Source organism: Rhodococcus sp. YH1 (assembly GCF_009939605.1).
Classification (GTDB): domain Bacteria; phylum Actinomycetota; class Actinomycetes; order Mycobacteriales; family Mycobacteriaceae; genus Rhodococcus; species Rhodococcus aetherivorans.
In genome coordinates, this window is record NZ_WVTE01000232.1 from 1 (window position 1) to 19,161 (window position 19,161).

General features: G+C 70.8%; 20 protein-coding genes. 13 read left to right on the forward strand and 7 right to left on the reverse strand.

Going from position 1 to position 19,161, the window contains the following annotated elements; all coding sequences use genetic code 11:
• Positions 1-236: aldolase/citrate lyase family protein (locus tag AIIKEEIJ_RS20485; RefSeq protein ID WP_338020996.1), on the reverse strand; the 236-nt coding region annotated here is incomplete at its 3' end.
• A 259-nt stretch (positions 237-495) separates the two neighbouring features.
• Here AIIKEEIJ_RS20485 and AIIKEEIJ_RS20490 point away from each other — a divergent pair.
• The 3 genes from AIIKEEIJ_RS20490 to AIIKEEIJ_RS20500 are packed head-to-tail and all read left to right on the forward strand — an operon-like array spanning position 496 to position 2,901.
• Positions 496-1,647: an acyl-CoA dehydrogenase family protein gene (locus AIIKEEIJ_RS20490; RefSeq protein WP_102799480.1), complete on the forward strand. Its 1,152-nt coding sequence runs from the start codon at positions 496-498 to the stop codon at positions 1,645-1,647.
• Between the two features lie 19 nt (positions 1,648-1,666).
• Complete coding sequence (locus AIIKEEIJ_RS20495; protein ID WP_029546198.1) at positions 1,667-2,431, forward strand: GntR family transcriptional regulator; 765 nt, start codon at positions 1,667-1,669, stop codon at positions 2,429-2,431.
• 17 nt (positions 2,432-2,448) lie between these two features.
• On the forward strand, positions 2,449-2,901 hold the full coding sequence (locus AIIKEEIJ_RS20500) for a MaoC family dehydratase (protein WP_006941443.1): 453 nt from the start codon (positions 2,449-2,451) through the stop codon (positions 2,899-2,901).
• Here the strand turns inward: AIIKEEIJ_RS20500 and AIIKEEIJ_RS20505 are convergent.
• Entirely contained in the window at positions 2,829-3,524 is a 696-nt protein-coding gene (locus tag AIIKEEIJ_RS20505) for a pyridoxamine 5'-phosphate oxidase family protein (protein WP_029546196.1), read from the reverse strand. The genes AIIKEEIJ_RS20500 and AIIKEEIJ_RS20505 overlap by 73 nt on opposite strands.
• Before the next feature lie 19 nt (positions 3,525-3,543).
• Between AIIKEEIJ_RS20505 and pdxR the strand changes: the two genes are divergently transcribed.
• The gene (gene pdxR / locus AIIKEEIJ_RS20510; protein WP_202917338.1) at positions 3,544-5,046 is read left to right on the forward strand and encodes a MocR-like pyridoxine biosynthesis transcription factor PdxR; all 1,503 of its coding nucleotides are present in this window, start codon (positions 3,544-3,546) and stop codon (positions 5,044-5,046) included.
• Positions 5,047-5,078: 32 nt separating this feature from the next.
• Here pdxR and AIIKEEIJ_RS20515 read toward each other — a convergent pair whose 3' ends face one another.
• On the reverse strand, positions 5,079-6,149 hold the full coding sequence (locus AIIKEEIJ_RS20515; RefSeq protein ID WP_029546192.1) for an alanine racemase: 1,071 nt from the start codon (positions 6,147-6,149) through the stop codon (positions 5,079-5,081).
• A gap of 117 nt (positions 6,150-6,266) precedes the next feature.
• Here AIIKEEIJ_RS20515 and AIIKEEIJ_RS20520 point away from each other — a divergent pair, with 117 nt between their 5' ends.
• The 5 genes from AIIKEEIJ_RS20520 (at position 6,267) to AIIKEEIJ_RS20540 (ending at position 10,654) form a co-directional block, all read left to right on the forward strand.
• On the forward strand, positions 6,267-8,072 hold the full coding sequence (locus tag AIIKEEIJ_RS20520) for an N-acyl-D-amino-acid deacylase family protein (protein ID WP_029546190.1): 1,806 nt from the start codon (positions 6,267-6,269) through the stop codon (positions 8,070-8,072).
• On the forward strand, positions 8,069-8,701 hold the full coding sequence (locus AIIKEEIJ_RS20525; protein WP_006941449.1) for a TetR/AcrR family transcriptional regulator: 633 nt from the start codon (positions 8,069-8,071) through the stop codon (positions 8,699-8,701). Before AIIKEEIJ_RS20520 ends, AIIKEEIJ_RS20525 begins: the two co-directional genes overlap by 4 nt.
• Positions 8,702-8,721: 20 nt before the next feature.
• Complete coding sequence (locus AIIKEEIJ_RS20530; protein WP_161996461.1) at positions 8,722-9,600, forward strand: alpha/beta fold hydrolase; 879 nt, start codon at positions 8,722-8,724, stop codon at positions 9,598-9,600.
• A 14-nt stretch (positions 9,601-9,614) separates the two neighbouring features.
• Positions 9,615-10,070 carry a nitroreductase/quinone reductase family protein gene (locus AIIKEEIJ_RS20535; protein WP_231772428.1) on the forward strand — a complete coding sequence of 152 codons (456 nt, stop codon included), beginning with the start codon at positions 9,615-9,617 and terminating at the stop codon, positions 10,068-10,070.
• A gap of 86 nt (positions 10,071-10,156) precedes the next feature.
• The gene (locus AIIKEEIJ_RS20540) at positions 10,157-10,654 is read left to right on the forward strand and encodes a GNAT family N-acetyltransferase (protein ID WP_231385953.1); all 498 of its coding nucleotides are present in this window, start codon (positions 10,157-10,159) and stop codon (positions 10,652-10,654) included.
• Between the two features lie 141 nt (positions 10,655-10,795).
• Here the strand turns inward: AIIKEEIJ_RS20540 and AIIKEEIJ_RS34085 are convergent, their stop codons facing one another.
• From AIIKEEIJ_RS34085 to AIIKEEIJ_RS20565, 4 genes are all read right to left on the reverse strand, one after another.
• Positions 10,796-11,782, reverse strand: coding sequence for a monooxygenase family protein (locus AIIKEEIJ_RS34085; protein ID WP_338020994.1), 987 nt, complete (start codon positions 11,780-11,782; stop codon positions 10,796-10,798).
• Between the two features lie 233 nt (positions 11,783-12,015).
• The gene (locus tag AIIKEEIJ_RS20555) at positions 12,016-12,645 is read right to left on the reverse strand and encodes an antibiotic biosynthesis monooxygenase (protein WP_006941464.1); all 630 of its coding nucleotides are present in this window, start codon (positions 12,643-12,645) and stop codon (positions 12,016-12,018) included.
• Positions 12,646-13,066: 421 nt separating this feature from the next.
• A complete protein-coding gene (locus AIIKEEIJ_RS20560; RefSeq protein WP_161996470.1) occupies positions 13,067-14,749 on the reverse strand; it encodes an alpha/beta fold hydrolase in 1,683 nt (560 codons plus the stop codon).
• A gap of 88 nt (positions 14,750-14,837) precedes the next feature.
• Positions 14,838-15,062: a hypothetical protein gene (locus AIIKEEIJ_RS20565; RefSeq protein WP_161996462.1), complete on the reverse strand. Its 225-nt coding sequence runs from the start codon at positions 15,060-15,062 to the stop codon at positions 14,838-14,840.
• 649 nt (positions 15,063-15,711) lie between these two features.
• Here AIIKEEIJ_RS20565 and AIIKEEIJ_RS20570 point away from each other — a divergent pair.
• From AIIKEEIJ_RS20570 to AIIKEEIJ_RS32695, 4 genes are all read left to right on the forward strand, one after another.
• A complete protein-coding gene (locus AIIKEEIJ_RS20570) occupies positions 15,712-16,434 on the forward strand; it encodes a GNAT family N-acetyltransferase (RefSeq protein ID WP_161996463.1) in 723 nt (240 codons plus the stop codon).
• A 209-nt stretch (positions 16,435-16,643) separates the two neighbouring features.
• Positions 16,644-17,657 (forward strand): extensin family protein, encoded by a 1,014-nt coding sequence (locus AIIKEEIJ_RS20575; RefSeq protein WP_238406500.1) that lies wholly within the window; start codon positions 16,644-16,646, stop codon positions 17,655-17,657.
• A 222-nt stretch (positions 17,658-17,879) separates the two neighbouring features.
• On the forward strand, positions 17,880-18,578 hold the full coding sequence (locus tag AIIKEEIJ_RS20580; protein WP_161996464.1) for a UPF0158 family protein: 699 nt from the start codon (positions 17,880-17,882) through the stop codon (positions 18,576-18,578).
• A gap of 258 nt (positions 18,579-18,836) precedes the next feature.
• Entirely contained in the window at positions 18,837-19,007 is a 171-nt protein-coding gene (locus AIIKEEIJ_RS32695; protein WP_174824758.1) for a hypothetical protein, read from the forward strand.
• The last annotated feature ends 154 nt before the right edge of the window (positions 19,008-19,161 follow it).

The window sequence follows — 19,161 nt, forward strand, 5'->3', positions numbered from 1 at the left end:
CCGAGGGCGGCGCAGGCGCGCAGGTCGTCGGCGAACCACGGCGTGCCGGGACCGTTGACGCGGACCGCGATCGCGCGGCCGGTGCCGCGGGTGGACACCAGATCGGCGACGAGGTCGCGGGCGGTGTCCTTGAGGGCGGTGGCGACGGCGTCCTCGAGGTCGAGGACCACCTCGTCGGCCGAGGAGGCCAGCGCCTTGCCGGCCTTGCGTTCGTCGGAGCCGGGGGCGACGAGCACGGCTCGCCGGCGGCGGGGCTGCGCAGGATTCACGGATCAACCTCTGCTGTGGGGCGGTCGGGAACGGGATAAATGTACGGCCATTGTCCGGTCCGGCGCTACCCGGCGCCGACTCATAAGCGAGGACTGGGGCGACGCATAGGCCGTTCAGGGGGTGTCTCGCGCCCAGAGGTATTGACATCGCGAGGGCGTGAGGCCAAAAATGGCCGTACAAATGACGGGTGGGATCGCAGGTCCCGTGTCGATTCGAGGATTTTCCGTGAGCTACCTGAGCGACGAAGAGACCTTCCTGGTCAAGACGGTGCGCGAGTTCATCGACCGGGAGGTCAAGCCGTCGGTGCAGGAGGTCGAGCACGCAAACGAGTACCCCGAGAAGTGGATCGAGCAGATGAAGCAGATCGGGATCTACGGGCTGGCGGTGCCGGAGGAGTACGGCGGGATGCCGGTGTCGATGCCGTGCTACGCGCAGGTCACCGAGGAACTCGCCCGCGGCTGGATGTCGCTGGCCGGCGCGATGGGCGGGCACACCGTCGTCGCCAAGCTGCTGTCGCTGTTCGGCACCGAGGAGCAGAAGCGCACGTACCTGCCCCGCCTGGCCACCGGCGAGGTGCGGGCGACGATGGCGCTGACCGAGCCCGGCGGCGGCTCGGACCTGCAGGCGATGACCACCACCGCCCGCCGGGACGGCGACGACCTGGTCATCAACGGCGCCAAGACGTGGATCACCAACGCCCGCCGCGCCGGGCTGATCGCGCTGCTGTGCAAGACCGACCCGGCCGCCACCCCGCGGCACAAGGGCATCTCCATCGTCCTGGTCGAGCACGGGCCCGGCCTGACCGTCTCGCGGGATCTGCCCAAGCTCGGCTACAAGGGCGTCGAGAGCTGTGAGCTGAGCTTCGACGGCTACCGTGCCCCGGCGACGGCGATCCTCGGCGGCGAGCCCGGCCGGGGCTTCGCGCAGATGATGAAGGGTCTCGAGACCGGCCGCATCCAGGTCGCGTGCCGCGCCCTCGGTGTCGCAGCGGCCGCGCTCGAGGACTCCCTCGCCTACGCGCAGCAGCGCGAGACCTTCGGGCAGCCGATCTGGAAGCACCAGTCGATCGGCAACTACCTGGCGGAGATGGCCACCAAGCTCACCGCGGCGCGGCAGCTGACCCGCTACGCGGCGGAGAAGTTCGACAGCGGCGAGCGGTGCGACATGGAGGCCGGCATGGCCAAGCTGTACTGCTCGGAGATCGCGATGGAGATCGCGCTGAACGCGGTGCGCATCCACGGCGGCTACGGCTACTCCACCGAGTACGACGTCGAACGCTACTTCCGCGACGCCCCGCTGATGATCGTCGGCGAGGGCACCAACGAGATCCAGAAGGGCGTCATCGCGTCCCAACTGGTGGCCCGCGGCGGCCTGTGACCAGCCGTCACTAGGATTCATGGTCGTCATGGGCGAACGCGACACGGAACCGGCGTACGCGCAGCTGTCGCGACGGCTGCGCGAGGCCGTCGACGCCGGTGAGTACCGCGGCGGCGTCCGCCTGCCCACCGAGGCCGAACTCGCGCAGCGTTACGGGCTGAGCCGGCAGACGGTGCGGCGCGCGTTCCAGGACCTCGTCGCCGACGGCGTCGTCTACCGGGTGCCCGGCCGCGGCACGTTCGCCAACGAGGACGGGCGGCGCTACCGGCGCCAGCTCGGCTCCATCGAGGACCTGCTCGACCTCGCCGCCGACACCACGATGGAGATCGTCGCGCCGCTGCGCCGCGGCGTGCACATCGAGGCCGCGAGCCGGCTGCGCCTGGACACCGATCTGGTGCACGCGGTGGTGCTGCGCCGCGTGCACGACGGGATCCCGTTCGCGCTGACCACCGTGTACCTGCCCGATCACGTGGCCGCGCACGTGCAGGGCGCCCCGGAGCTCGCGGCCGGGGCGTCGAGCCGGAACACGGTGATGGGCCTGCTCGAGCCGTACCTCGAGCACCCCATCGTCGAGGCGGCCCAGACGATCACCGTCGCGCGGGCCACGGAAGAGGTTGCGCGCGAGCTGAACTGCGGGCCCGGACATCCGCTGCTGCGGGTGGACCGGCTGTACTCGAACGATGCGGGCGAACCGACCGAGCTGTCCGTCAGCTACTTCCTGCCCGAGCACTACACGTATCGCGTCACCCTCCGCCGCGCCGGGCACCGGCCACTGCGGCCCTGACACAGGAGAAATGGAACATGCGGACCTTCAACGGAATCGACGAGATCGAGGCGGCCGTCGGCGAGGACCTCGGCCACAGCGACTGGCTCGAGATCACCCAGGAACGGGTGAATCAGTTCGCCGATGCCACGGGCGACCATCAGTGGATCCACGTCGACCCCGAGCGGGCGAAGTCCGGCCCCTTCGGCCGGACCATCGCCCACGGCTACCTCACCCTCTCGCTGCTGCCCGTCCTCGGATCGCAGATCTTCGCCATCGAGGGCCTGAAGATGAAGATCAACTACGGCGCCAACAAGGTTCGCTTCCCGTCGCCCGTCCCGGTGGGTTCGAAGGTGCGGGCGACCGCGAAGTTCGCGTCCCTCGAGCGCACCGCCAAGGGCGCGAACCTCACCGTCACCTACACCGTCGAGGCCGAGGGCGCCGAGAAGCCGGCGCTGGTCGCGGAGACCATCGTCGTGCTCGTCGCGTAGCGGTCCACCAGCCTGCGGACGGACGCGGGTACAGGCACGTCGTCCGCGACCCACGGCGCGGCGACCGGCCGGCCCGCGACCGTCCGCAACGGGACCACGCCCGCCCAGGAGCCGTCGCTCATGTCGGGCGCGGACGGCGGTGCGTCGCGGATCTTGACCGTCCACTGCCCCGGCCGGATGGGCAGCGCCAGGGTGGCCGTGGCCGCCAGTTCCTTCCTGGTGTGTGCCCGGGTTTCGGCGCTGCGCCCCGGTATCAGGCCGTCCGACAGGACGTCCAGTGCGCCGGCGGACTCCTCTGCGGACAGGACGGTGACTTCGCCTCGGACCACGGCGGATCGGAAGTTCGCGGACGAGTGGAACAGGTCCTGCGCCACGACGACGCCGTCGAGGATCGACACGCACACGGCCACCGGCGCCCCGGACGTCGCCAGGCGCAGCGCGCCCGCTCCGGTGGAGCCGTGCAGGAGGAGCCGGTCGCCGTCGCGCGCGTAGAGCATCGGTACGACCCACGGCAGGCCGTCGGCGACGGTGGTGAACGTGCACGTGACCGCCGCGTCCAGTACCGCGTCGAGGTCGGCCCGCCGGGTCCGGGCCCGTTCGGGATAGCGCCTGATGTTGTCCATGCAGGCGAGCCTCGTCGATATGCGGACCGATGAACAGATCCACAAGACCCGCCGAATTCAGGACCAGTATTGTCGTGCCGTGCCCCGCGTCGCGCCCGTCGTCCATCTGACCTTCGAGCTGCCCGACACCGGCGCCCCCCTGCGGCAGCGTCTCGCCGAGGCCGTCGTCGACCGCATCCGGTGCGGTCACATCCGGGTCGGCGATCTCCTGCCGTCGACCCGCACGCTGGCCGCGGAGCTCGGGGTGTCCCGTGGCTGCGTGGTCGAGGCGTACGACGAGCTGTGCGCCTCGGGCTTCGCTGTGGCCCGGGCGGGCTCGGGTACGCGCGTCGCGGCCGGAGCGGACGTGGCGGCCCGGGCGCACGCCGCATCACACCCGGTCGTGGCCGCCGCGCCGCCGTCGGAGCCGGACCGGGCTCGTCGCGCGCCCGTACTGGACCTGCGGCCGGGCATACCGGACCCGGCGCTGGTCTCGGACGCGGAGTGGCGCCGGGCCTGGCGTGCGGCCGCCGCGGCACCACGCACCCTCGGCGTCGCCGATCCGGATGCGCATCCGGAGCTGCGCCGGGCGCTGGCCGATCACCTCCGGCGGACGCGGGGCCTCGCCTGCGGCCCGGACGAGATCGTCGTGTTGCCGGGCGTCGCCGCCGCGATCCGGGTGCTCGCGATCGCCGCGACGCTGCGGGACCGCGACGTCGCGTTCGAGGACCCGGGGTACGGCCGTGCGCGACGGGCGCTCGTCGGCGAGGGCGCCCGGCCGCGGCCGATCCCGGTGGGGGAGGACGGTCTGGATCCCGACCTGGTGCGGGAGACCGACGCCGCGGTGTACTGCACACCCGCTCATCAGTATCCGATGGGGGCGCGCATGCCGGTGTCCCGTCGGGCACGGCTCGTCGCCCGTGCCGCCGAGACCGGGACTGTCGTCGTCGAGGACGACTACGACGGCGAGTTCCGATACGACGTGTCCGCACTCCCGGCGCTGCGCAGCATCGACGGCGGGCGCGAGTGCGTCGCCTACGTGGGGACTGCCTCGAAGATCCTGTCGCCGGATCTGCGGCTCGCGTGGCTGATACCGCCGGTCCCGCTGCGTTCGCGGATCGCGGCAGCCGTGACCGAGAGCGGGGAGGTGGCGTGTTCGGTCACCGCGTCCGCGCTGGCCCGGCTGATCGAGTCGGGGGCGCTGTCGCGGCATCTGGCGCGTGCGTCCCGCACGTACCGCGCCCGGCGGTCCGCGTTCGTCGGTGCGCTACGCGATCTCGAGCGGTTCGGCGTGTCGGTGACCGGTATCGAAGCGGGTTTGCATGTGGTGCTGCGTTTTCCGGAGGACGTCGACGACGTGGCGGTCGCCGCCGCAGCACGACGGCTCGGGGTGGAGAGCGCGCCGCTCAGCACGTACAGCGCGGCCCCCGGCGGTCCGCGCGGACTCGTGTGCGGGTACGCGCGGTTGCCGGAATCCCGGGCGGTGGACGCGGCCGACGCGATCGGGGCGGCCCTGCGCGGTGTGTCCTTCGGGCTGTCCTAGCCGCCCAAAGGACGCACCGGCGGCGGAGCCGCCTACGTGTTGCAGCCGCGGGCGGCGACGGGCCACCGGTCGACGACCGTGTCCCCGGCGACGACGATCAGGTCGTCGGCGAGATTGACCGTGGTGCACACGTGATTGGGGATCACCCGGACCCGGGTGCCGAGCGCGGGGCGATCGGCGGCGTCCGGCCACTGCACGGTGGCGTGGTGCTCGGACAGCGCGACGATCCGTGCGTCCGGTGCGCCCAGGATGCGGCCGTAGCCCGTCGCCCAGGCGGCGCGATCGGCGCCGAGCACCTTGCTGCCGGCGTCGAGCACCACCGTGTCGTCACGCGCCGACACCACCGTCGACAGCGCCGTCAGCGCGATCGCGTCCGCACCGGCCGTGCCCAGCTCGAGCTGCTGCGCGTCGCCGAAGACGTACACGCCCGGCCGCAGCTCGGTGGCAGCCGGCACGTCGAGGTGCGCGGTGGGGGTCGAGCCGCCGCTGACCACGCTCGCGTCGTGTCCGGTGGCCGCCACCGCCGCCACCGCCCGGCTCAGTGCCGTGGCCTCGTCCGCCGCCGCGACGGCCGGCCGACCGGGCCCGTAGGAGTGCCCCGGGAACGTGAACACGCCGCGCACCTCGAGCCCGACCGAGGCGGCCGCGACGGCGACCGACCCGGCCCGCTCCGGGGCGACCCCGGTGCGGTGGTGACCGCTGTCGACCTCGACGAGCACGTGCAGGCCCGGTCGGGCGTGCTCGGCGAGTGCCCGCGCGCCCTCGGCCGAGTCCACCCCGACGGTCAGGCGGACCTCCGCGGCAAGCGCACGCAGCCGGGCCCCGCGCGCGGCGTCCGTCCACAGGGGATACGCGATGAACAGGTCGCGGAAACCGGCATCGGCGAAGACCTCGGCCTCGGAGACCGTCGCGACGGTCAGCCCGACGGCGCCGGCGGCGATCTGGCGACGGGCGATCTCGACGCACTTGTGCGTCTTGGCATGCGGGCGCAGGGCCACGCCACGAATGCGCGCCGCGTCGGCCATCCGCGCGATGTTGCGGTCGAGGATGTCACGGTCGACGAGCAGAGCGGGGGTGGCGGGGACGGCCGGGAACGCGGGCATGGCCGCACTCTATTCGTGGCCCCGACCGGTCCGGCGCCTGCCCGGGGAGTTACCGAAAATAGAGAGCGGTCGTCCTCTTTCTCGCTATGCTCGGTGCATCGACGTGAGGGAGGTCACATGGACACGACACCGGCGCCCGCCGAGTTCGACCTGGTTGTCCGCGGAGGTCTGTGGTTCGACGGCACCGGCGCACCCGGCGTCGTCCGCGACCTCGGTATCCGGGACGGCGTGGTGGCGGCGGCGAGCGCCGAACCGCTGCCCATCGGGCCGGACACCGAGGTGATCGAGGCGGAAGGCCGGTGGGTGATGCCCGGCTTCGTGGACCCCCACACCCACTACGACGCCGAGGTGCTCGTCTCGCCCGGCCTGCCCGAGTCGGTGCGGCACGGCGTCACCACCGTCCTCATGGGCAACTGCTCGCTCTCGACGGTGTTCGTGCCGCCGCTCGACGCCGCGGACCTGTTCAGCCGGGTCGAGGCGCTGCCCCGCGAACACGTGCTCGCCGCGCTCGAGCAGGGCAGGACCTGGTCGTCGCCCCGGGAATACGTCGCCGCGCTCGACGCCCTGCCGCTCGGCCCGAACGTCGCCGCGTTCATCGGGCATTCCGACGTCCGGGCCGCCGTCCTGGGGCTCGGCCGCTCCACCGATCCCGCCAGCGCTCCGAGCCGTGCCGAACTCGCCGCGATCGAGGCCGGTATCGAGGACGCCCTCGACGCCGGATTCCTCGGCGTGTCCACCATGACGAATCCCTGGGACAAACTCGACGGCGATCGCTACCGCTCCCGCACGCTGCCCTCGACCCACGCCTCGTGGTCCGAGTTCCGCCGGATACACCGCATCCTGCGCCGCCGCGGCCGCGTCCTGCAGGCCGTGCCGAACCTCAACACCAAGTACGACGTGGCGTTCTTCGCCCTCGCCACCACCGGCCTGGGCCGCAAGCCGATGAAGGCCGCCGTGCTCGCCGCCGCCGACACCAAGGCCGAACGCTGGGTGCACCGCATCTTCGCTCCGATCGCCTTCGCCGCCAACCGGATCGGCCGCGGCGCCTTCCGCTGGCAGCACCTGCCCACCACGTTCGAGGTGTACTCCGACGGGATCGACCTCGTGGTGTTCGAGGAGTTCGGCTCGGGGCGGGCCGCCCTGCACCTGAAGGAGGAGGTCGCCCGCAACGAGCTGCTGCGCGACGAGGCGTACCGCCGCTGGTTCCGGCAGGACTTCGACAAGAAGTTCTCGCCGCGCGTGTGGCACCGCGACTTCGACGACACCACCATCGTGGAGTGCCCCGACGCGTCGCTCGTCGGCCGCTCCATCGGCGACGTGGCGCGCGAACGCGGTGTGCACCCGGTGGACACCTTCCTGGACCTCGTCGTCGAACACGGACGGAAGTTCCGCTGGCACACGGTGATCGCGAACGATCGGCCGGAGGTGGCCAACCGGCTCCTGCGGCAGCCCGGCGTGACCGTCGGCTTCTCCGACGCCGGCGCGCACCTGCGCAACATGGCGTTCTACAACTACGGCATCTGCATGCTGCGCCGCATCCACGAGTACGCCGGGCGCGGAAAGCCCGTCATGCCGCTGGAATCGGCGATCCACAAGCTCACCGGTGAACTCGGCGACTTCTACGGCATCGACGCCGGGCACCTGCGCATCGGCGACCGCGCCGACCTCGTGGTGGTCGACCCGGCCGGTCTGAACGAGGACACCGACGCCTACCACGAGGCGCCCATGCCCGAGTTCGGCGGACTGAGCCGCATGGTCAACCGCAACGACGCCGCCGTCACCGCGACCGCGGTGGCCGGGCGCGTGGTGTTCCGTGCGGGCGAGTTCGTGCCCGGCTACGGCGCCACCGTCGGCACCGGGCGCTTCCTGCGCGCGGGCGTCGACGCGCGTGGACCCGTGCCGGCGCGGAGCGGCACCCGATGACGGAAGCGCCGGAGCGAGAACGACACCCGGTCGCGGGGCGGCGCACCCAGCAGCAGCGCCGCACGGCCACGATCGAGCGGATCCTCGACGCGACCGTCGAGGCCCTCGGTGAACTCGGCTACACCGCCACCACCATCGGGGAGGTGTGCCGCCGCTCCGGGGTGTCCTCCGGTGGGGTGTTCCGGCACTTCCCGGCCCGGCTCGATCTGATGGTCGCCGCCGCCGACGCCGTCCGCGAGCGGCAGTTCGCGAACTTCCGGCTCGGGCTCGAACAACTCGGTGGGCCCGGCGACAGCCCCGAGTCGGTCCGCGAGTGCCTGCGGCTGCTGCGGGCCGCGTGCCGCGCCCCGATCAACGCCGCCTGGTACGAACTGCTCGGCGCGGCGCGCACCGATCCCGCGCTGCGCGCCCGTCTCGCTCCGATGGCGCAGCGGTACCACGCCCAGATCGCCGAGTTCGGCCGCACCCTGCCGATCGCCTCCCGGTTCGAACCGGCGGAATTCGACACGCTGCTGTTCACGATCGTGCACCTGCTGGACGGGGAGGCCGTCGCCGCGGTGGTCCACCCGCAGCCCGAGCAGGAGGAGCCGCGTCTCGCTCTGGTGGCCCAGCTGGTGACCGGAAGGTGAGAGCGAAGTAGGTTCGGGTAATGAGCATCGACAACGAATCGGCGCCGAAGTGGTTCGTCGAGGCACTTGCCGCGCCGGTGGAGACCGGCAACGTCGAGGTCGACGGCGTCTCGATCGCCTACCGCGCGTGGGGTGAGGAGGGCCGTCCCGGCATCGTGCTGGTGCACGGCGGGATGGCGCACTCGCGCTGGTGGGATCACGTCGCACCCCAGCTCGCCGAGGGCCGGCGCGTCGTCGCGCTGGACATGAGCGGGCACGGGGACAGCGGCCACCGCGACGGCTACTCCCTCGAACTGTGGGCCGCGGAGGTGCTCGCGGTGGCGCAGGCCGGCGGGATCGCCGGGCCCCCGGTGCTGGTCGGCCACAGCATGGGCGGGATCGTCTCCTTCGCGGCCTCCCATCTGTACGGCGACCGGCTGGACGGGGTGGTGATTCTCGACTCCCCGATCCGGGACCTGACGCCCGAGGAGATCGAGATGCGGGCGCAGGCCGCGCGGGAGCGCAGTGGCACGAAGGTGTATCCGACGGCGGAGGAGGCGATGGCGCGGTTCCGGCTGGTCCCGCCCCAGGAGACCGCCGAGCCGTACGTGCTCGAGCACATCGCGCGGCAGTCCATGCGGCAGGTGCCCGGGGGGTGGAGCTGGAAGTTCGACGCCCTGCGGATGACCAAGGACCGGCGCACCAGCCTCGAGAGCTTCGAGGCGAAGTGCCGCATCGCCTACTTCCGCTCGGAGAACGGCATCGTCGGTCCCGACCTGCTGGCCCGGATGCGGCCCCAGTTCGGTTCGGACGCGCTGGTGACGGATCTGCCGGTCGCGGGACATCACCCGGTCATCGACCAGCCGCTGGCGGTGGTCACCGCCGTGCGCACGGTCCTGGCGGCCTGGTCGCCGGCGTGAATCCGATCCGGCCGGTGGCGGTGAAACTGGGGAGCCAGCCGTGGCTGCCGCGGTTCGGCAAGCAGATCGTCACCGTCGACCACACCATCCAGCGGGTCACGTTCGGCCGCGTCACCCTGCTCACCCTGGCCGGCCTGCCGGAGCTCGTCCTCACGGTCCGCGGCCGCAAGAGCGGGGTCGAGCGGAGCACGCCGCTGCTGGGCGTTCCGCACGACGACGCCTGGCTCGTCGCCGGCTCGAACTGGGGGATGCCGGAGCTGCCCGGCTGGGCCCGCAATCTCGACGCCGCCGACGAGGCCCGGGTCACCTACCGCGGCCGCGAGACCGTGGTGGTACCGCGACGCTCGGAGGGCAGCGAGCGGGCGATCCACTGGGAGGTGCTGGTGGAGGTGTGGCCCAACTACGAGGTGTACGCCCGGCGCACCGAGCGGGAGATCCCGATCTACGTCCTCGCGCCGTACGAGGACTGACAGGGCTCGCCGAATCGGTCAGGGTCGGCATCGGCCCGCCGACGAGCGCTGCGTGCGGTATCTGCCCGCGTTGCTAGTCTCGAACCGTGCGGGAGGCTTCGGAGTTCCACGTGCGGGCGCCCGGACCGGCCGACGCCGATGCGATCGCTCGGGTGCTGATCGTCACCTGGCGTGCCACGTACGGGCACCTTCTCCCGAGCTCCTTCTTCGACGACGACGCGCTCGAACAGCGGACGGCCATGTGGCGCTCCATGCTGAACGGGCCGCGGCGGCCGCCGCGACTACGCGTTGCAGAGGCTCACGGGGAGATTGTCGGGTTCGCTTCTGCAGGCATACCGATAGACGACGAGGACCCCGTCCGAGATCTTCAGCTCTACACCCTCTATCTCCTGCCCGAACACCACGGGAGTGGTGCGGGTCAGGCACTTCTCGACGCGGTTCTGGCCGGGGACCGTGCGCAACTCTGGGTCGCCGAGGACAATCCCCGCGCGCACAGCTTCTATCGTCGCAACGGCTTCCTGCCCGACGGAGCGGAGAAGAACTACCCGGGCACGGCTCTCGTCGAAGTCAGACTCGTCCGATAACCGGCCCCCTGTGACAACCACCGCGAGCGACGGGTATCCCTGTCTGCAGCGCCGGGGCCGGGCGGAACCGCAGTCGGGGCCCGGCGGGGGCTGCTTCCCCGGACCGGTCGCCGCGCCCACTCGGAACACCAGGGAGCAACGTCAGCGCGTCTCTGGTTCGTCGGCGTAGTAGTTGCTCTCCAAGACCACGGGCGCGACCGTTGCCGGCGTCGTGTCGCCCGCGCGCCGTCGTGCGGAGAACATCGCTCCGCGGGCCGGCACGCGTGGGGCAACCCGCGCGAGACCGGTCGGCTCGGCCATGTCGTCGTAGATCGCCTCGACGCCGCCGCGCATGAAGTAGGTCTCGTGCCAGAACCCGGTGCCGCCGGAGTCGCGCAGGAACGTGCGCCACCAGAGCCGATGCGGGTCGGAGCGGGTCCAGCGTTCCAGACTGTCCAGGTCGCGCCAGTATTGCCGCATCCCGGCGTGGGGCGGAAGCAGGGACCAGATGAAGTCCTCGTGCAGCAGCAGCCCGTCGGGCTTGTCCTTCCACGATCGGTTGATCTGCGGTCCGAGCCCCAGCATCCGCAGCAAGCCGCGAGGACGATTCACGCGCATTCCGAGGTAGACGACGACCAGGTCCGGGTAGCCGGACAGGTCGATGGTCGAACGGTCGACACGCATGACACGGTCCTTCGTCGGCAGGTGGCCGTCGGCCTTCGTTTCGAGCAGACCCTTGAGGTTCTCCAGGTTCACGGCAAATTCCCGTCGGAGGCCGGCGGCAACCAGCGGGTCACCGAGCTTGAAGAGGCCCCTCTGCTCCATCCGCATGCGGCACGTCACCCGGGTCCCGTCGGCCGTCGTGTCGGTCAGATACGCCGCCTCGAAACTGCTCGGTCCCGAAGCCCCGGTGAAGGTGATCTTCGTGTTCGGCTCGTAGTGGACGTACTCGTTGGTCAGCTCGAGCTTGCGTCCCATGAATCTACGGACAGCGACATGCCTGGTACCTACTCCCGGCGGTCCGTCGGTGATCCGGCGTACTTCCAGCAATCCGTCTTGCCATCGGGGAGCGTTGGTCTGGTCCGCGACAAAGGTGAACACTTCGCCGATCGGGCGCGCGATGACAGTGCTGTCCTCGACTTCGATCATGGCGGCCTCCTATCCGGCCTCGCACCGCCGCCCCCCACCGGGTGTGAGTGATGGTGACCGGTCTCCGGTCCCTGAATCTACGTCTTCGGACACGGCATTCATGTCTTCGGACACGGTTTCGGTGCGTAGACCGCTCCCCTTGCTCGAGCACATATTCGATTTTCGAACGCCGGCCGGTCGCTGCGGCAGCCGGCGCAACCGGCCGGGGTCGTCCTTCTCGAAAGTTGATCAGCTCACGCCATCTCGGGGACGTGCAGGTGCGCGATGGCGAGCTCGAACTCGCAGGTATCGAGCACCTCGGCGCCCGCCGCGCGAGCCACTTCGGCCCGGATGCTGTCGACGCGTTCTCTGCTGCGTTCCATCGCCTCGGCGCTGTCGAACGTCAGCGACGACACCCCGCGACCCGCGGCGCGGTCGAGCATCAGGCTGGCGCTGCAGAAGCCCTCGAGTTCCTCCATCTGGGGCAGTGCGGCCATCTTCCACATGTCCACGCCGCGGTCCATGTGGGCCGGCTCGGTCTTGACCCATGTGACGCGGCACCAGGCCCCGCGCTCGGAATGGTGGTCGCGATGCATGACAGCGATCTCCCACCGCGAGACCTCCGTGGTGCCGTGGAAGATCTCGGCGGCGGCGTCACGCAGCGTCCGCACCGGGCCCTCGCTGGCGCGTAGCGATTCCTCGTCCCGCCACGAACTGGTCGCGATGCACCGGCCCGAGCCGCGATCGATCAGCAGGGACATTCCGAGGCAGCCTTCGATGTCCGCCAGCGCGGGCATCACTGTGTCGCGTACGTGCTTGATCCCGGCGTCGATGTACGACGGATGCGCGTGAATTGTGGTGGAGCGTGCGAACATGATCGGCACCCTTCTCCTCAGGGCGGCGCCGACGCGGCGTCGCCGGTCATTCCCCCGTGCTTCACCCTGCTCCCTCAATCCGCCGGAGGCAATGGGCGGTGGCCGATTCTCTCGGCGGCCAGGAGCGGTCGCAGTCGTCGCGGGCTCGCGGGGTCTCGTGTTTTCCGAGGTGCATGCCCTCGGTGTCCACAGCAGAATGCTGCGCCGGTGTTGTGTCACCACGCCGTCGGGTGCGTCTGCGCGTTGTCCGACGGGTACGGGAGGCGCCCGTTCCATGGGTCGATGCAACGATCGGAAGGCGTTGCAAACCCGAGACGTCTCCAAGGTGCCGGAGAGCGGGTCTCCAGCAGGAGCAGAGCGGTCGTCACTACCGCTGTGGTGGGACACCCGTCCGGGTCCGGGTCCGGACGGGTCGTCGGGGGACGGGCGGTCAGCCGGCGGGCAGGTCGCGCACGTACCGGCCGGGAGCGGCGTCGAGCGCGGGATGCTGCGCACTGCCGGGTGCGTCCGGCGCGGCGGTTTCCTCCCCGCCGCGGGCGAGCACCCAGTCGGCCCAGGCCTGCCACCAGCTGCCCTGCTGCCGCTCGGCGTTCTCGAGCCAGGCATCCGGGTCCGGGCCGGGTGTGCCCCCGGTCCAGTAGTGTGCCTTCGGATTGCCCGGCGGGTTGACCAGGCTGGCGATGTGCCCGGAGAAGCTGAGCGCGAATTCTGTTTCTCCACCGAGCAATTGGGTGGTGCGGTAGCAGTTGCGCCATGCGGTCAGATGGTCGGCGATGGCGCCCGAGACGAACGTGGGCACGGTGATCGACTTCAGGTCGACGGGCGTGCCCAGCACGGCGAGCCGGCCGGGCTCGACGAGCACGTTGTCACGGAAGATGTCGAGGAACTGACCGTGCAGGGCGCCGGGCAGGTTGGTGCCGTCGTCGTTCCAGGCGAGGATGTCGAAGGCCGGTGGGGTGCGACCCATGAGGTAGTTGTTGACGACGTAGTTGAACACCAGGTCGTTCGGGCGCATCCAGGTGAACGCGGACCCCATGTCGCGGGCGCTGATGATGCCCTTGCGGCGGGACCGGCCCTTGGCGAACCGGATCAGGCCGGGCCGGGCGAACGCGCCGAGCAGTGCCGGATCGCCGAAGTCCAGCATCGTCACCGCATAGGCCATGCTGTGCACTCGGGTGTCGCCCTGCGCGGCAAGGTGATTGAGCACCGTGGTGGCGATGATCCCGCCGGCGCAGAAACCGATCAGATTCACGTCGTCGCTGCCGGTGATCTCCCGCACCTCGTCGATCGCCCGGATCACCCGGCCCGCGTACGTGTCGAAGTCCCAGTCGCCCTGCTCGGCGGTGGGATTGCGCCACGACAGCAGGAAGGTCTGCAGGCCCCGGCCCACGCTGTACTCGACGAAGCTGCGTCCCGGCCGCAGGTCCAGGAAGTAGTACCGGCCGATCGGCGGGGGCACCACGAGCACCGGCCGGCGGCGGACCGTCTCCGTGGTCGGGGTGTACTGCAGCACCTCGGCGACCTCGTCGCGGGAGATCACCGCACCCGGGGTCACCGCAAGGTCCTTCCCGACGGTGAAGGCGCCGCGCTGGACCATCGACGGCATGCCCCGGTTCTCGATCAGATCGGAGACGAAGTGCTTGGTGCCGCGTGCGAGGCTGAGTCCGGCGGTGTCGAACGCCTCCTTCAGCGCCGCGGGGTTGGTCCACAGGTAGTTCGTCGGGGCCAGGGCCGCGGTGAGGATGTCGGCGGCGAACCTGGCCTCGGCCGTGCGTCGCGGGCCGATCGCGCGACCGACCTCGTCGACGACTCCGTCGACGGCCTCGGTTGCCGCCAGGTAGGTCTGCCCGAGCCGGCGGTAGGCGGGGTTCGCACTCCACGCCGAGTCGGCGAACCGGCGGTCTCCCTTCGCCGGAGCCACCGTCGACCGGCCGACGGCGATCTTCGCCAGTTCCCTGCCGAACGACACGCCGTGCCGGGCCACCGCCCGGCCGTGACCGAACACGTCGGCCAGGGCGCCGACGGCCGGCCCGAGCCTCGGTGGCGCGACGTCCTCGCCACCCCCGATCGACTCCTCGACGCTCTCACCGATCACGGTTCGTGCCTGGGCCATCATGCGCCTCCCTTCGACTCCTGGATTGTCTCACCGAATTGATGCTGTGACGTCCAACAGTATCGAATTACATTAGGCGGTAAGACATTCAGACGGTATGTATCCATGTCGGCATGACGCGGCCGCTCGGGGGCCGGCGCCGTCGAACCGGGACGAGCGTCCAGTTCCACGCCCGCGAGCCGGAGGTGACGGTCGAGACCGCCGCGGACGAGTTCGCTCGGGCGGCGGACACCGCGCCCCCTGCGGCCCTGAGGCCGCAGCCCAGGCTCGTCGGCTCGACCAGGTCCCGGAGATGGTCGCCGATGCCGTGCATCTGCTCGAGGATGTTCCGTCGAGGAGATCGCGGTGGTGCTCGATTACGACCCGAGGCTACCGCCGTCCCGTCGCTGTCCTGACAGCCGAGTCCGGCAGCCGCGTTTCGGCCCAGCCGTGGTTTCCGGCGAGGGTCCGCTCCGTGAGACGCCCGGCTCGGGTCTCGAGCAGATTCCTCGGAAACGCGGGCGAAGCCATACCGCCGGGGGCACACTCGAGACAGGACTTCGTCTTCCCCGGTCCGGACCGGGGAAGAGGGTTGAGGGCAGGCCGTCGTCCGTGAGGAGCAGCACCCTGTTCGGGTACGACCACACCGTCGACTACGCCGCGTGCTTCTGAGCCCGCGGGAGGAGCCGCGACGCGCGTCGCCCTTCTCGTGTCGGCGCGATTGCTCGGGTTCCGCCATTTCACGGCCCGGACCACCCAGTTGCGGCGCAGAAGACTCCGTGCCCAGGGATCGGCGCAATGCTGTCCGGCCTTGCGTCGGAGATTCGGCGGCCGTATCGAGAGATGCGACGTCGAGAAATGACCACGGCATGCCCGGCCTGACCTGACCGCAGAAGGGGAACCGGTTCGTGCACCGACCGACGTTGCGTCGCCGCCGCCCGCGGTGCCGTGCCCGACCGGCGCCTTCTCCACGGCCCGGTCCGTTGACCGCGAACGATCTCGTCCTGCGAGGCACCACTGCCGCCGATCTCGACGCCACAGCGCAACTGCACATCGAGCAGCTGCCTGTCGGGTTCTTCCCCGCTCTGGGGCCGCGTTTCATGCGTCGCTGGCACAGGACATTCCTCGACTCACCGCATGCAGTGGCGTTCGTCGCGGTGCGTCGGTGCGACTCCGGCGAGGACGTGTGCGCCTTCCTGTTCGGATCGACCGACGAATCGGCACACATGCGGGCGGTGCTGGCCGACCGCCGCTGCATGCTGGCCCTGGCGTCGACCGCAGCCTTGTCGCTGCTGCATCACCCACCACTGGCGGTGCGGTTCCTGCGCACACGGGCGGGGCCGTGGACCCGACGCCTTCTTCGCACGATCACCTCACGGCCTGCCGCGCACTCGGCCCAGATCGATCCCGTGCCGGTAGCTCTGCTGGCCGCGGTCGCCGTCCGGCCGCCGCTGCGGGGTAGCGGGGTCGGTGCGTGCCTGGTCGAGCTGTTTCTCACCCATGCGCACGAGCGGGGCGCTGCAACAGCCGAGCTGCTCACCAGCGCCGGCCCGGACGGCGCCGGCGCGTTCTACGAACACCTGGGATGGAGCCCGGTGCGCGAACACCTCACCCGCGACGGCGTCGCCGTACGCAGCTATCGCCACCCCGTCGTGCCTCCGGCCCGCCCCGGCAGTTTCTGCGACCGGTGCGGGACAGATCCCTGATGAATCTGACCCGGCGTCAGCTGTTGACGTTGCTGACCGCGGGCTCGGCCGCCGCCGTGGCATCGTGCGCCGTCGAGTCGACCCCGTCCGAACCTGCGCACCCGGCAACCACGCCGACACCGCAGCAACCTCACCCTGGTCCCGGAGCCGGCCCACTTCGTTCTCCGTTGTCCGCCGACGCGAGTCGCTGGCGGCCGGCCCCAGGCGAAGTGTCCCCGGAGATCAAGCGCACCGCGGCGGCGTTTCTGGAAACCGCCGGCAACTGGAGCGACGACGGGACGGCCGTCGACAACCTCGTCCGGGCCGGCGCGTCACCGGCGGCGGCAGCGACCGCGTCCGTCCTCCAACCGGCCACCGCCCGCGCCGGGGAACTGACCGTGGTCTATCCGCAGTACGGCGGGCTGGCCCGCGACACCGCGGCGGTGATCGCCTTGGTCGGTCAGAACCTGCGCACCGTCTCGGGGCCCTGGATCCGAGAACTCGTCGTGGACGTGCGGCTGGCCCGAGAACCCGGCGGCAACTGGACCGTCGAGCGACTCGTCCCACCGACCTCGCTGGGTGCGCCGCTGCCGTTGACCGACACGGCCGCAGCGGTGCTCGCCGACCCGAAGATCGTCCTGCCGGACCCCGCCCGGAGCGACGTCCGCACCGGCAGGATCGACACCCAGCTGCTGGCGATACTTCACGCACTGTCCCGGGAGTTCACCCTGACGGTCCAGGTGATGCATACCGGCCACATCCAGACGGTGTTTCCGACCGCGCGGGTGTCCAACCACGCCGTCGGACGAGCCGTGGACATCCGCGAGATCGACGGTCGGCCGGTGGTCGCCCCGGCCGGTGACGATCGACCGCTTCGGCTGATGCGGCGAGCCGCCGAGTTGGGGGCCACCGAGGTCGGTGGACCTGTCGACCTCAACGGAGTACGCAAGGGCTTCTTCTCCGACCGCGTCCACCACGATCACATCCACCTCGGTATCACCGCCGGCGCACCTGCGGTAGGTGCTCGTCCCTGCAGGAGCTGCACCAGGTCACCGCATCGGGCACCCACAACAGCGGCTTCTGCTTTGCCCGCAGATGGTGGTAGGTCGGACCGTCGTTCCATCGCCGAAGCACGCCAGGCGCGGACCCGGGTCGAAGCAGCCGCTCGCGCGCAGGAGCAGGCTGCGCGGGCGGCGGTGGTGCATCTGCGCCGCCCTGGGCTGTCGGTGTGGGTATCGCAGTGATCCTCGGTGTCAGTCCGCAACGGGATTCGCAGCTCGACCGTGAGGCGGTCCGAAAAGCGAGTGCCTCGCTTTCATGTCGGTGCGAGGGAGCCATGGGCCGTATGGCGCCTGGGCGCTCGTCGTATCGGACGGTGCGGCTGTCGCGCCAGCGGCAGGGAAGTGGTCGACCGGGAGGCCGAAACGATGCCGCGTCGGGGCCGGTGCGATTATCGTCGGCACTCGATGGAGACCGGCTGGGACGAACACGCGGTGCGGGCGCTGCGTGCCGCTCTGCACACGAGTACCGACACGGTCCTCGAGCTGGTGCGGGGACGACCCGCCGATGCGGTCTTGCAGTTGATCGGTGACGCGCTCGTCGCGGCCGTCGACGATCGGCTGCCCGGAGCGCGGGAGGTGGCCACCCGGTGCGCCGCGGCGCTGCACGTGCGCGGCTGGACCGGAGACGCGGAGCTCGCCGACCAGCTCGAGGCCGCACTGGCCCGGGCCACTCCGACGCTCCGGCCACTGCCGGTCGATCTCGACGAGCTGTCATCGCAGCTCGAAGGCGACGTCGTCTACGGCGGCGGCCGTCTCGACCTCGAGACCGGGCACACGTGGCCGGCCATGGTCATCGACGAGATGTCCGACGACGACGCGGACGGCGACCCCGACCGCTGGTTGTTCGTCGAGTGCGTCGGATCGCGCCCCGGTTACCGCGACATGGAGGTGTTCCTCGACTCGGTGGCCGATCCCGCCCTGGCCGAGCAGCTGCGCATCGCGCTCGGCGGACGAGGCGCTTTCCGCCGCTTCAAGGACGTGCTCTCGCAGTCGCCCAACGAGTTTCACCGGTATCGGCTGTTCTCGGACGAACGCAGAGCTGGTCGCGCCCGCGCATGGCTCACGGACCAGGGGTATCGGGTACGTCCCCGCCGTATCGGATAGGTCCTGGGCTTGCGGACCACGGACGTGCCCGGAGTCGAGTCCTTGACAGCGTGCTCGTCGGCGATCGGCGTTGTTTTCTCGCGAGCTGCCGGACGAGGCTCCCGGCCCGGCGCGCCGTCTCGCCGAGCAGTTGGGTGCGCCGGCGCGGGCCGCCACCGCCGGGAATCGGGGTCCGCTGGGTCAGTGCGCTGCCGTGCCGAGGAGCCCGGTGCACCACCTCCGGATCCCGGACGAGGTGGCCACGACACTGTGGAGCTCATGCTGCTCGATACCGACTGCGAACGGGCCGTCTTCCGCGCGTACGTCCGCGGCATCACGACGCGCCACCCGACGATCGTCGAACGACGCGCCCCCTGGCGCGCCGACGTCGGACCGGGATGGACCCGGCCTGCCCGTCGCGCGGCTTCGGTATACGGCGACACCGGATAAAGTGTTTGATTGCAGAGCATTACAGCACTTTTCCTATCGTCCTTCTGGGACCGGTTGAGCGTAACCCGGAAAACGTCCACCACCGTTCGTCCGGGCCGGCGGCCGAGCTCAACCACACCGGCACGCCCCCGCGCCGTCGGCGGCGTGCACGGGT

What these genes read in the sequence shown, in the direction of transcription:
- AIIKEEIJ_RS20495 (WP_029546198.1), top strand. Translation starts at nt 1,667, where the DNA reads ATGGTCGTCATGGGCGAACGCGACACGGAACCGGCGTACGCGCAGCTG.
- AIIKEEIJ_RS20500 (WP_006941443.1), top strand. Translation starts at nt 2,449, where the DNA reads ATGCGGACCTTCAACGGAATCGACGAGATCGAGGCGGCCGTCGGCGAG.
- AIIKEEIJ_RS20505 (WP_029546196.1), bottom strand. Translation starts at nt 3,524, where the DNA reads ATGGACAACATCAGGCGCTATCCCGAACGGGCCCGGACCCGGCGGGCC.
- pdxR (WP_202917338.1), top strand. Translation starts at nt 3,544, where the DNA reads ATGCGGACCGATGAACAGATCCACAAGACCCGCCGAATTCAGGACCAG.
- AIIKEEIJ_RS20515 (WP_029546192.1), bottom strand. Translation starts at nt 6,149, where the DNA reads ATGCCCGCGTTCCCGGCCGTCCCCGCCACCCCCGCTCTGCTCGTCGAC.
- AIIKEEIJ_RS20520 (WP_029546190.1), top strand. Translation starts at nt 6,267, where the DNA reads ATGGACACGACACCGGCGCCCGCCGAGTTCGACCTGGTTGTCCGCGGA.
- AIIKEEIJ_RS20525 (WP_006941449.1), top strand. Translation starts at nt 8,069, where the DNA reads ATGACGGAAGCGCCGGAGCGAGAACGACACCCGGTCGCGGGGCGGCGC.
- AIIKEEIJ_RS20530 (WP_161996461.1), top strand. Translation starts at nt 8,722, where the DNA reads ATGAGCATCGACAACGAATCGGCGCCGAAGTGGTTCGTCGAGGCACTT.
- AIIKEEIJ_RS34085 (WP_338020994.1), bottom strand. Translation starts at nt 11,782, where the DNA reads ATGATCGAAGTCGAGGACAGCACTGTCATCGCGCGCCCGATCGGCGAA.
- AIIKEEIJ_RS20560 (WP_161996470.1), bottom strand. Translation starts at nt 14,749, where the DNA reads ATGGCCCAGGCACGAACCGTGATCGGTGAGAGCGTCGAGGAGTCGATC.
- AIIKEEIJ_RS20565 (WP_161996462.1), bottom strand. Translation starts at nt 15,062, where the DNA reads ATGCACGGCATCGGCGACCATCTCCGGGACCTGGTCGAGCCGACGAGC.
- AIIKEEIJ_RS20580 (WP_161996464.1), top strand. Translation starts at nt 17,880, where the DNA reads ATGGAGACCGGCTGGGACGAACACGCGGTGCGGGCGCTGCGTGCCGCT.
- AIIKEEIJ_RS32695 (WP_174824758.1), top strand. Translation starts at nt 18,837, where the DNA reads ATGCTGCTCGATACCGACTGCGAACGGGCCGTCTTCCGCGCGTACGTC.